Source organism: Pseudomonas sp. (genome assembly GCF_050739655.1).
GTDB lineage: Bacteria > Pseudomonadota > Gammaproteobacteria > Pseudomonadales > Pseudomonadaceae > Aquipseudomonas.
In genome coordinates, this window is the sequence record NZ_JBOIBY010000162.1 from 1 (window position 1) to 12,068 (window position 12,068).

The window sequence follows — 12,068 nt, forward strand, 5'->3', positions numbered from 1 at the left end:
AGCTCGTCGGGCTCATAACCCGAAGGTCGTCGGTTCAAATCCGGCTCCCGCAACCAAACATCAAAAAAGGCTACTCGAAAGAGTGGCCTTTTTTGTATCTGTTGAAAAAGTCCTTTCGCAACAATGACCTGTCACTGTGTAACGAGCGATTCAGGGTTTCCCATCGCCGAGTTCAGACTATGCTCAATCGCAGACTGAAGACTCTACGACTGATGACGCGTCGTCACCGGAACCCGGTGCGAGGCGTTAATATTTGTGATTATTTTTTTCTACAGGGATTGGTAACTTGGCTGGATACCCCCATCCTGTCGCGCACAATCCAAGAGGTGATTGATGCGCGCCAACTCGTCTGATCCACAAGACACCGTCACAGCGACACCGATCAATGCCGAGCGGTTGCGCCTGCTTGATCGTGTCAGCAAATACCGTCAGCCCATAGGCCTCGCGGTCACGCTGCTGTTGTTCACGATCGCATTGATTGCCTGTCGCCACCTGCTGAGTGAGCTGGATCTGGACGCTTTGCACGACTCGATTCTTGAGGTTCCCAAACCGGCACTGCTCGGTGCACTGGGCGCGACCATCGCAGGTTTCATCATTTTGCTGGGATACGAATGGTCGGCCAGTCGCTACGCGGGTGTAAGCCTGGCGCCGCGTACCCTTGCGCTAGGTGGTTTCACCGCCTTCGCCATCGGCAATGCCATCGGCCTATCAATGCTGTCGGGCGGATCGGTTCGCTACCGTCTCTATGCGCGTCACGGCCTGGGGGCCTCAGATGTCGCACGCATGACACTGTTCGCCAGCCTCTCGCTCGGTACTGCCCTGCCGCCGCTCGCCGCACTGGCAACGCTCAGCAACCTGCCAGCGGCCTCTTCGGCACTGGGGCTCTCCGAAACCCTGCTGGGCGCAATCGCTGGTGCCGTGCTGCTGCTGTTTACGGTGCTGGCCGTCGGCCTATACCGCCGACGCCTGCCGGAACAACCTTACGCCGATAACCTGATGGTCAAGATCGGGCGCCGCACCTTGCGTCTGCCTGGACGCCGCCTGACGTTTCTGCAACTGATCATCACCGCCCTGGACGTGGCCGCCGCCGCGACCGTGCTTTATCTGTTACTTCCGGAAGCCCCGCCCTTCGGCGCGTTTCTCCTGGTCTATCTTCTGGCCCTGGCCGCTGGTGTGCTCAGTCACGTACCGGGCGGCGTCGGGGTGTTCGAAGCCATCTTGCTGGCGGCCTTCTCCGACCAGCTCGGCGCCGCGCCCCTGGCTGCTGCCCTGTTGCTCTATCGCCTGATATACGTTGTGCTGCCGATGCTGGTGGCTTGCCTGCTGCTGTTGATCAGCGAAGGGCAGCGAGTATTCCAGGCCCGGCAGACCCTGCGAGCAGCTTCCGGCCTGGCAGCACCGATCCTCGCGGTGCTGGTGTTCCTGTCCGGGGTGGTGCTGTTGTTTTCCGGGGCAACACCGGAAATCGACACCCGCCTGGAACACATCGGTTTTCTGATCCCCCATCGACTGGTCGACGCCTCGCACTTTGGCGCCAGCCTGATTGGCGTACTGTGCCTGCTACTCGCCCAAGGCCTGCGTCGCCGGCTGTCGGCAGCATGGATGCTAACCACCATTCTGTTGCTGGTCGGTGCCCTGCTCTCCCTGCTGAAGGGTTTCGACTGGGAAGAAGCCTGCCTGATGACGCTGACTGCCGCTTTGCTGGGGGTTTTCCGGACTTCGTTCTATCGCCCCAGCCGTCTGACCGAACTGCCATTCTCTCCGCTGTATCTGGTCGCCAGCCTCTGCGTGCTCGGCGCCTCGATGTGGCTGCTGCTGTTCGCCTATCAGGATGTTCCGTACAGCCATCAACTCTGGTGGCAGTTCACCCTCGACGCCGACGCCCCACGTGGATTGCGCTCGCTGCTGGGTGCCGCCGTGCTGCTGGTCGTGGTGTCCCTGACCTGGCTGCTGCGCACCGCGCGCCCGGTGATCCACCTGCCAACACCCGACGAACTGGAGCGCGCGAACAAGATCCTCATGGCCTCCGCGCAACCGGATGGCGGCCTCGCCCTGACCGGTGACAAGGCGCTGCTGTTTCACCCCAACGACGAGGCGTTCCTGATGTACGCTCGCCGTGGGCGCAGCCTGGTGGCACTGTATGACCCGATTGGCCCGGGCCAGCAACGAGCCGAAATGATCTGGCAGTTCCGTGACCTGTGCGACGTTCACCACGCCCGCCCAGTGTTCTATCAAGTGCGCGCGGAGAACCTGCCGTACTACATGGACATAGGCCTGACTGCGATCAAGCTCGGCGAAGAAGCCCGGGTGGATCTCAAGCGCTTTGATCTTGAAGCCAAGGGCAAGGAGATGAAGGACCTGCGCTACACCTGGAACCGTGGCACGCGCGACGGCCTGTCGCTGGAGATCTTCGAGCCGGGCCAGGCGCCGATGGATGAGCTGAAGGTGATTTCCGATGCCTGGCTGACGGGCAAGAACGTGCGCGAGAAAGGTTTCTCCCTGGGTCGTTTCAGTGATGACTACCTCAAGTATTTCCGCATCGCGGTGATCCGTTTCGAAGGACGTCCGGTGGCGTTCGCCAACTTGCTCGAGACCTACGGCCATGACCTGGCCAGTCTCGACCTGATGCGCGCGCACCCGGACGCCCCCAAGCTGACCATGGAGTTCATGATGGTCGGCCTGATTCAACATTATAAAAAACATGGATACGCGCGCTTCAGCCTGGGCATGGTGCCGTTGTCGGGATTGCAACCCCGTCGCGGAGCACCGCTGACCCAGCGCCTGGGCTCGATGGTTTTCCGCCGTGGTGAGCAGCTCTACAACTTCCAAGGCTTGCGCCGCTTCAAAGACAAGTTCCAGCCTGACTGGGAACCCCGCTATATGGCCGTGCCCGCCGGACTCGATCCGCTGGTTGCCCTGGCCGATACTGCTGCCCTGATCGCGGGCGGCTTGACTGGATTGGTGAAACGCTGATGATTCAACGCTCCCTGAAGTACATCCTGGCCGTGCTGATTGTGCTGGCCGTGATTGTCGGTGGCGGTTTCTGGTATCTCAAACGTCCGGCACCGGAACCGACCCTCGTACAGCTCACACCGGCCGATGGCGCTGCCATGACCCGCGTCATCCCCGGTACTACGCCGAAGGCACAGGTACTGGTGGCGGTCAACGACGACCAGAAACTCAATGACAAACAACTGACCACCCTGAGCCGCAGCGCGTCGGCGCAAATCGTCCAGGTGATCCTGCCCAAGGACTGCCTGCTGCAAAGCCGCGCTCTGCAAGCGGGCCTGCGCGAATTGAAAGGCCCGGCCACACTGGTCAGCGGCATCGGCCCTGGCGCCGTGCTGGCCTGGCGCTGGCTGTCTGAGCAAAAGAGCGACAAGGCCCAGGCCGTTTCGGTGGACCTGGCCCTGGAAAAACCCGGTGGTTGCACTCACCTGCTGCCCAAAAGCGCGGCCCATGGCCACTGGCTGGCTGCCTGGAACGACAACCCGGATGACACCAGTGCCGGCTTCGTGCGCGATCAACCCAACGCCGAAACCAGCATCAGCGACTACGACATCAACCTGCCGCAAGTGCTGAACAACGAACTGCGCAAGATCCTCGTCGGCGGCGACAAAGCTGCGGGCGGACTGCAGATTCCGGTGGTTGAAGTGCCGGCCGGCCAGGCCAAGGACACCGTCACCCTGTTCCTCTCCGGCGATGGCGGCTGGCGTGACCTGGACCGCGATGTAGCAGGCGAAATGGCCAAGATCGGCTATCCAGTGGTCGGCATCGACACCCTGCGCTACTACTGGCAGCACAAAAGCCCAGAGCAAAGCGCACTGGACCTGGCAGAACTGATGCAGCACTACCGGCAAAAATGGGGTACCAAACGCTTCATCCTGACCGGCTACTCATTCGGTGCCGACGTACTGCCGGCGATCTACAACCGCCTGGCCGAATCGGAGCAGAACCGCGTCGACGCCATCATCCTGCTAGCCTTCGCCCGCACCGGCAGCTTCGAAATTGAAGTCGAAGGCTGGCTCGGCAACGCCGGCAAAGAAGCCGCCACCGGCCCGGAAATGGCCAAGTTGCCGCCAGCAAAAGTGGTGTGCATCTTCGGTGAAGAAGAAGTCGACGAAAGCGGTTGCACCGACAAGACCGCCGTGGGCGAAGTGATCAAACTGCCTGGCGGCCACCACTTCGATGAGAACTATCCGAAACTGGCGCAACGCTTGGTGGAAGTGATCGAGAAGCGGCAGGCGCAGGAGACGGCGGCTCAGGAGTGATCTAAATCCCTTGCGTGAAAAAGCCCCCTTAACCTTTGGGTTACGGGGGCTTTTTTGTGAATGACGCCCACAGTTCTCTAGCCCTTCCTAGCGTACCGCGCCCGCACAGCATCATGGCTAACAGCCTTGCTAGCTTCGGTATTGCGCTGAATATCGCATCTCGCAAGTAGTGCCTGTAGGAGCGAGCTTGCTCGCGAGAAACTTCCAGGCAATGCGAACATTCAAATAGCCCGCGTTATCGTTAACGACCATCGTCGGAACGCCGCCCGGAGCAAGCTCGCTCCTACAGAGGATGGCGTATTTCGTTTCAGGCACAAAAAAGCCCCCGCTACCGAACCGGCAACGGGGGCTTTTTTTGTTGAGGCCTTACATCTCCACCTGTGTCCCCAGCTCAATCACCCGGTTCAACGGCAGATTGAAGAACCGCAAGTTACCGTTGGCGTTCTGCAACATGAAGGCGAACAGCGCCTCGCGCCAGCGGGACATGCCGACCAGTTTGGAGGCGATGACTGTTTCGCGGCTGAGGAAGTACGTGGTGCGCATTGGGCTGAATTCCAGCTCAGCGAGATGGCATAGCTTCAACGCCTGCGGTACGTCCGGTTCGTCGGTGAAGCCGAAATGCAGAATCACCCGGAAGAACCCTTCGCCGTAGGCTTCGACCTCGAAGCGTCGGTTTGTCGGCACCCGCGGAATATCCTCATAAACCACTGTCAGCAGCACCACTTGCTCGTGCAATACCTGGTTATGCAAAAGGTTGTGCAACAGCGCATGGGGCACGGCGTCCGGCCGGGCGGTGAGGAACACTGCGGTCCCCTGCACTCGATGCGGCGGCTGCACGGCAATACTGCTGATGAAAATGTCCAGCGGCAGCCCGCCTTCATCGATACGGTCCACCAATAACTGCTTGCCGCGTTTCCAGGTAGTCATCAGCACAAACAGCGCGAGACCGGCGATCACCGGGAAAGCACCACCCTGAACGATTTTCGGCACGTTGGCGGCGAAGTACACACCGTCTACCAGCAGAAACCCGAGACAGACCGGCACCGCGAGCACCGGTGGCCACTTCCACAGCAGCAACATCACCGCCGACACCAGGATGCTGGTCATCAGCATGGTCCCGGTCACTGCCACCCCGTAAGCCGAGGCCAGAGCGTTTGAAGATTCGAAACCCAGTACGAGCAGCACCACACCGACCATCAACGACCAGTTCACCGCGCCGATGTAGATCTGGCCCTGCTCGGCGCTGGAGGTGTGCTGGATGTGCATGCGTGGAATGTAACCAAGCTGAATCGCCTGACGGGTCAGGGAGAACGCCCCGGAAATCACTGCTTGGGAGGCAATCACCGTGGCCATGGTCGACAGCGCTACCAGCGGAATCAACGCCCAGTTCGGCGCCAGCAGATAGAACGGGTTGCGCGCGGCTTCCGGGTCACCCAGCAGCAGCGCACCCTGACCGAAATAGTTCAACACCAGCGCCGGAAGCACCAGGATGAACCAGGCCCGGGCAATCGGCTTGCGGCCGAAGTGGCCCATGTCGGCGTAAAGTGCTTCGGCACCGGTCAACGCCAGCACCACCGCGCCAAGGATCGCCACGCCCATGCCTGGGTGCACGATGAAGAAACGAACGCCCCACACCGGATTCACCGCTTTCAACACTTCCGGATGTTGCAGGATGCCGTAGACACCCAGCGCTCCGAGCACCACGAACCAGGTCACCATGATCGGCCCGAACAGGATACCGATGCGCGCGGTGCCATGACGCTGAATCAGAAACAGCCCGACCAGCACTATCAGCGACAGCGGCACCACCCAATGGTCGATGCCTTCGAATGCCAGCCCCAGGCCCTCAATGGCTGACAGTACGGAAATCGCCGGGGTGATCATGCTGTCGCCATAAAACAAGGCCGCACCGATCAATCCGCAGACCACCAGCAGGGTGCGCAGCTTGGCGTGCCCCGCCGCCGCTCGCCGGGCCAGCGCGGTCAAGGCCATGATCCCGCCTTCGCCCTGGTTATCGGCGCGCAGCACGAACATCATGTATTTGATCGACACGACCCAGATCAGCGACCAGAAGATCAGCGCCAGAATGCCCAAGACACCGTCATGGTTGACCGGCACGCCATAGCCACCGGAAAACACTTCTTTGAGGGTGTACAACGGGCTGGTGCCGATGTCGCCATAAACCACCCCGACCGCCGCCACCAGCATGCCGATCGGATTCGCCGCCGAATGCCCGACACCCGCCGCGTGACTACTTGCCTGACCCATCCACCACCCCTACTACCCAGACCGGACCGCTTCGCGAGAAGCCCTATACTTTGACGTGCAGCATGCGCTGTTTTACTTGTTGTTACAGACGTTTCATTGACTGTAAAAAATCGGTGAAGCCCAACGGCGCGAAGCATAGCGCAGCACTCGTCGTATTTCCCTGCATAAAGCTGGTCAAGTGAACGTTGCATCGCTAGAATTGCGCACTTTTTGATCAGAGGCGCAAAAAGCGCCCGTTTGTCGCCTTGCCCTTATCGGCTGGAGGCGTCACAAATACCGAGGTTAGACATGTCCACCACACCTGCGCCGGCCAATCCGAAAGTTGGCTTCGTATCCCTGGGTTGCCCGAAAGCACTGGTCGACTCCGAGCGCATCCTTACCCAGCTGCGCATGGAAGGCTATGACGTCGTGTCCACTTATCAGGATGCAGATGTCGTGGTGGTCAACACTTGCGGCTTCATCGATTCGGCCAAGGCCGAATCTTTGGAAGTGATCGGCGAAGCCATCAAGGAAAACGGCAAGGTCATCGTGACCGGCTGCATGGGCGTCGAAGAAGGCAACATCCGCGACGTGCACCCAAGCGTGCTGGCCGTGACCGGTCCGCAGCAGTACGAGCAAGTGGTCAACGCTGTGCACGAAGTTGTGCCGCCGCGCCAGGACCACAACCCGCTGATCGACCTGGTGCCACCACAAGGCATCAAGCTGACCCCGCGCCACTACGCGTACCTGAAGATTTCCGAAGGCTGCAACCACAGCTGCAGCTTCTGCATCATCCCGTCGATGCGAGGCAAACTGGTCAGCCGCCCTGTGGGCGATGTCCTCGACGAAGCACAGCGCCTGGTCAAGTCCGGCGTCAAAGAGCTGCTGGTGATTTCCCAAGACACCAGCGCCTACGGCGTCGACGTGAAGTACCGTACCGGTTTCTGGAACGGTGCCCCGGTGAAAACCCGCATGACCGAACTCTGCGAAGCCTTGAGCACCCTCGGCGTGTGGGTTCGTCTGCACTATGTATATCCATACCCGCACGTTGACGAACTGATCCCGCTGATGGCGGCCGGCAAAATCCTGCCGTACCTGGACATCCCGTTCCAGCACGCCAGCCCGAAAGTGTTGAAGTCGATGAAGCGCCCTGCGTTCGAAGACAAGACCCTGGCGCGGATCAAGAACTGGCGCGAGATCTGCCCGGACCTGATCATCCGTTCGACCTTCATCGTCGGCTTCCCCGGCGAAACCGAAGAAGACTTCCAGTACCTGCTGGACTGGCTGACCGAAGCCCAACTCGACCGCGTCGGCTGCTTCCAGTACTCGCCGGTAGACGGTGCTCCGGCCAACGATCTGGACCTGGAAATCGTTCCGGACGAAGTCAAGCAGGACCGTTGGGAGCGCTTCATGGCGCACCAGCAGGAAATCAGCTCGGCACGCCTGCAAATGCGCATCGGCCGTGAAATCGAAGTGCTGGTCGATGAAGTCGACGAGCAAGGCGCGGTCGGCCGCTGCTTCTTCGATGCACCGGAAATCGACGGCAACGTGTTCATCGACAACGGCAGCAACTTGAAGCCGGGCGACAAGGTCTGGTGCAAAGTGACCGACGCCGACGAATACGACCTGTGGGCTGAACAGATCTAAACGCAAAAAATATGAAAAGCCCCGCTCTCGTGACGAGATGCGGGGCTTTTTTACGGCTATCGTTTGAGATTGAACGGATTCACATCACCCACGCACAAAGGGCAGACAGGCATGCGGCAGCATTCGGTCATCCACACGCCGAAACATAGCGACTACGAAGAGTTGACCCAGGTCTGGGAGGCCTCGGTGCGCGCCACCCACGACTTTTTGCCGGACAGTTACATTGACCTGCTAAAGAATCTGGTACTGACCCGTTACCTCGATGCGGTGATGCTGATCTGCACCAAGGACTCGCGCCAGCGCATCACCGGGTTCGCCGGAGTCGCAGCCGGCAAGATCGAGATGCTCTTTATCGACCCGGAACATCGCGGCCAGGGCCTGGGCAAGCAATTGCTGCGCTATGCCCGGGAAAACCTCAACGCGGATGAACTGGACGTCAACGAACAGAATCCCCAGGCACTGGGGTTTTACTTCAAGCAAGGATTCGAGGTGATCGGGCGCTCGGAAGTCGATGGCATGGGGCAACCTTATCCGTTATTGCACATGCGTTTTCGCCAGCCCCAACAATTGACACGCAAGGCCTGACACCATGCGGACTCATTGTGGGAGCGGGCTTGCTCGCGAAAAAGGGTGTGTCATTCACAGATTTATTGATTGACCCGCCGCCTTCGCGAACAAGCCCGCTCCCACATAGAGGCCCTGCGACGAAATGGAGTCGGGAATAACCGGCACGTTGCAGGTACAATGCCCACCCCCTTTTTTGCTACGGCCCTGACAATGACTGACCCGATTCGTCTCTCCAAACGCCTCATTGAACTCGTCGGCTGCTCCCGCCGGGAAGCCGAGTTGTTCATCGAAGGCGGCTGGGTCACCGTCGACGGAGAAGTCATCGACGAGCCGCAGTTCAAGGTCGGCGACCAGAAAGTCGAACTCGACAAGGACGCCAAGGCCACCGCGCCGGAGCCAGTTACCCTTCTGCTCAACGTGCCCGCCGGTATGGATGCGGACACGGCCATCGCAACCCTCAGCGCCGAAACCCTGAGCGAAGAGCACCGCTACGGAAAACGTCCGCTGCGTGGCCATTTCCTGCGCCTGACCGCCAGCACCGACCTGCAGCCAAATGCCAGCGGTCTGCTGGTGTTCACCCAGGACTGGAAGATCCTGCGCAAACTCACCGCCGATGCCAGCAAGATCGAGCAGGAGTACGTAGTCGAAGTCGAAGGCGACATGGTCGAGCACGGCCTTAATCGTTTGCAGCACGGCCTGACCTACAAGGGCAAGGAGTTGCCGCCGGTCAAAGCCAGCTGGCAGAACGAAAACCGCCTGCGCTTTGCGATGAAGAACCCGCAACCGGGCGTGATTGCACTGTTCTGCCAGGCTGTCGGCCTGAAGGTCGTGGGCATTCGTCGCATCCGCATCGGCGGCGTGTCCATCGGCAAAGTGCCCTTGGGGCAATGGCGCTACCTGTCCGGCAAAGAGAAGTTCTAAGGCTTTTCTCGCCGCCACACATTTCGGCGCCGCGCGTTATTGCGTCGCCCACAGCTGAATATCAGGACTGCACACATGATTCATAACGACGTACTGCGCAGCGTGCGCTACATGCTCGACATCAGCGACAAAAAAGTCATCGAGATCATCAAGCTCGGCGGCATGGAAGTAGCCCTGCAAGACTTGGTGGCTTACCTCGACAAGAAAGAAGAGGACGAAGAAGGTTTCGTCCGTTGCCCGGACGAGGTCATGGCGCATTTCCTGGATGGCCTGGTGGTCTTCAAACGTGGCAAGGACGAAAGCCGTCCACCGCAACCGATCGAAGTACCGGTGACCAACAACATCATCCTGAAAAAACTGCGCGTGGCCTTTGAACTCAAGGAAGACGACATGCACGAAATCCTCAAGGCTGCCGAGTTCCCGGTGTCCAAACCTGAGCTGAGCGCGCTGTTTCGCAAGTTCGGCCACACCAACTATCGCCCGTGTGGCGACCAATTGCTGCGTAACTTCCTCAAGGGGCTCACGCTGCGCGTGAGAGCGTAATCCAGTTACAAGCTACGAGCCGCAAGTAAAAAGCTTGCGGCTTGACGCTTGAAACTCGCAGCTGGGCCGAATGGCCCTCCATTCCTCGCAAAAATAGTGGCTCCGCTTCAGGCGGCTGACGACTAGGGTGTAATGACCTTAAGTTTTCAGGATTCGCCATGCATCCCTACTTTTCCCTTCAAGACCGCACCGCCCTGGTGACCGGCGGTACCCGTGGCATTGGCAAAATGATCGCCAAGGCTTATGTCGAGGCCGGCGCGACAGTGTACGTTTGCGCCCGCGATGCCGAAGCCTGCCAGCAAACGGCTGATGAACTCGGTGCTTTTGGGCGCTGCCACGGGGTAGCGGCTAATCTGGCCACTGAAGAAGGCGTGCAGCAATTGGCCACTCGGCTGAGCGAGCAGATCGCCCACCTCGACATTCTGGTTAACAACGCCGGTACCACGTGGGGTGCACCTCTGGAGAGCTACCCGATCAAAGGGTGGGAAAAGGTCATGCAGCTCAACGTGACGTCGGTATTCAATTGCATCCAGCAGTTCTTGCCGCTGCTGCGCAAGGCCGGCTCGCCCGCCAATCCGGCACGGATCATCAATATCGGCTCGGTCGCCGGGATTTCATCCTTCGGCGAACAGGCTTATGCCTATGGCCCAAGTAAAGCGGCCTTGCACCAGTTGTCGCGGATACTTGCAAGGGAACTGGTCAGCCAGCACATCAACGTCAACGTGATCGCACCGGGGCGTTTCCCCAGCAAAATGACCCAACACATTGGCAATGATGAGCAGGCGATGGCTGAAGATACGGCGCTAATCCCGATGAAACGCTGGGGCCGCGAGGAAGAGATGGCGGCGCTGGCCATCAGCCTGGCGAGTACGGCCGGGGCCTATATGACCGGGAATATTATTCCGTTGGATGGTGGGTTCAGTCTCTGAGGTTTGTGGTGCAGCCTTCGCGGGCAAGCCTCGCTCCCACAGGTTTTGTGGCGCACACACCTCTTGTGTCCACTGCAGAATCCTGTAGGAGCGAGGCTTGCCCGCGAAGACTGAGTAACAGACACCCTTGAATCAAGGTCGATCGGGTTATCATGCCCGCCTCTTTCGCCCCTCGATCGCCAACTCATGACCTACAGCGTTTCCCCCATCGGCTTCGTGCGCTCCTGCTTCAAGGAGAAGTTCGCCATCCCGCGCCAACCGCAACTGGCACCGGCCGCGCGCGGCGTGCTTGAACTGGTGGCGCCATTCGATCAGGGCGATGCGGTGCAGGGCCTGGAGCAGGTCAGCCATGTCTGGTTACTGTTCCTGTTCCACCAGGCTCTGGAGGACAAGCCGAGACTGAAAGTCCGCCCTCCCCGTCTGGGCGGCAACAAATCCATGGGCGTATTTGCTACCCGCGCAACTCACCGCCCCAATGGCATCGGCCAGTCGGTGGTCAAACTGGACAAGGTCGAAGCCAATCGCCTGTTGATATCCGGCATCGATCTGCTGGATGGTACGCCGATCCTCGATATCAAACCCTACGTGCCCTATGCCGACATCATCGACGCGGCCTCCAATAGCATCGCCAGCGCCGCGCCACAGCTGATCCCCGTGGATTGGGCAGACACGGCGCTGCAACAGGCCCATGGCCACGCCCAGCGTCTTGAAGAGCCCTTGGTCGAGTTGATCGAGCAATGCCTGGCACAAGACCCACGTCCGGCCTACCAGACGCCTGCCCCGGAAAGGGAATATGGCGCACAATTCTGGGATGTGGATGTGCGTTGGCACTATCCAACGCCGCAGCTGATTCGTGTGCTGGAAGTCATTCAGAAATCCTCTCTGTAGGAGCTGCCGCAGGCTGCGATCTTTTGATCTTGAAGATCGCCAGAAACACCAAATT

At 59.8% G+C, this 12,068-nt stretch carries 9 protein-coding genes; 8 read left to right on the plus strand and 1 reads right to left on the minus strand.

Annotation, left to right across the window (positions count from 1 at the left end; genetic code table 11):
• Window positions 1-333 precede the first annotated feature (333 nt).
• Both mprF and ACRESJ_RS07720 read left to right on the plus strand, forming a co-directional pair.
• Window positions 334-2,973 carry a bifunctional lysylphosphatidylglycerol flippase/synthetase MprF gene (mprF, locus tag ACRESJ_RS07715; protein ID WP_431757372.1) on the plus strand — a complete coding sequence of 880 codons (2,640 nt, stop codon included), beginning with the start codon at window positions 334-336 and terminating at the stop codon, window positions 2,971-2,973.
• Window positions 2,973-4,271, plus strand: a complete 1,299-nt coding sequence (locus ACRESJ_RS07720) for a virulence factor family protein (protein ID WP_431757373.1) — start codon at window positions 2,973-2,975, stop codon at window positions 4,269-4,271. The genes mprF and ACRESJ_RS07720 overlap by 1 nt, the downstream gene beginning before the upstream one ends.
• A gap of 366 nt (window positions 4,272-4,637) precedes the next feature.
• Here ACRESJ_RS07720 and ACRESJ_RS07725 read toward each other — a convergent pair whose 3' ends face one another.
• A complete protein-coding gene (locus ACRESJ_RS07725) occupies window positions 4,638-6,539 on the minus strand; it encodes a potassium transporter Kup (RefSeq protein WP_431757374.1) in 1,902 nt (633 codons plus the stop codon).
• Window positions 6,540-6,827: 288 nt separating this feature from the next.
• On the opposite strand from ACRESJ_RS07725, the gene rimO reads away from it, so the two are divergent.
• The 6 genes from rimO (at window position 6,828) to tsaA (ending at window position 12,013) form a co-directional block, all read left to right on the plus strand.
• The gene (rimO, locus tag ACRESJ_RS07730) at window positions 6,828-8,165 is read left to right on the plus strand and encodes a 30S ribosomal protein S12 methylthiotransferase RimO (RefSeq protein ID WP_201196674.1); all 1,338 of its coding nucleotides are present in this window, start codon (window positions 6,828-6,830) and stop codon (window positions 8,163-8,165) included.
• A gap of 111 nt (window positions 8,166-8,276) precedes the next feature.
• A complete protein-coding gene (locus ACRESJ_RS07735; RefSeq protein WP_431757375.1) occupies window positions 8,277-8,750 on the plus strand; it encodes a GNAT family N-acetyltransferase in 474 nt (157 codons plus the stop codon).
• A 192-nt stretch (window positions 8,751-8,942) separates the two neighbouring features.
• Window positions 8,943-9,653, plus strand: a complete 711-nt coding sequence (locus ACRESJ_RS07740) for an rRNA pseudouridine synthase (protein WP_431757376.1) — start codon at window positions 8,943-8,945, stop codon at window positions 9,651-9,653.
• Between the two features lie 75 nt (window positions 9,654-9,728).
• The gene (locus ACRESJ_RS07745) at window positions 9,729-10,196 is read left to right on the plus strand and encodes a DUF1456 family protein (RefSeq protein ID WP_431757377.1); all 468 of its coding nucleotides are present in this window, start codon (window positions 9,729-9,731) and stop codon (window positions 10,194-10,196) included.
• Between the two features lie 158 nt (window positions 10,197-10,354).
• On the plus strand, window positions 10,355-11,125 hold the full coding sequence (locus ACRESJ_RS07750) for an SDR family oxidoreductase (protein ID WP_431757378.1): 771 nt from the start codon (window positions 10,355-10,357) through the stop codon (window positions 11,123-11,125).
• Window positions 11,126-11,311: 186 nt separating this feature from the next.
• The gene (tsaA, locus tag ACRESJ_RS07755) at window positions 11,312-12,013 is read left to right on the plus strand and encodes a tRNA (N6-threonylcarbamoyladenosine(37)-N6)-methyltransferase TrmO (RefSeq protein WP_431757379.1); all 702 of its coding nucleotides are present in this window, start codon (window positions 11,312-11,314) and stop codon (window positions 12,011-12,013) included.
• The last annotated feature ends 55 nt before the right edge of the window (window positions 12,014-12,068 follow it).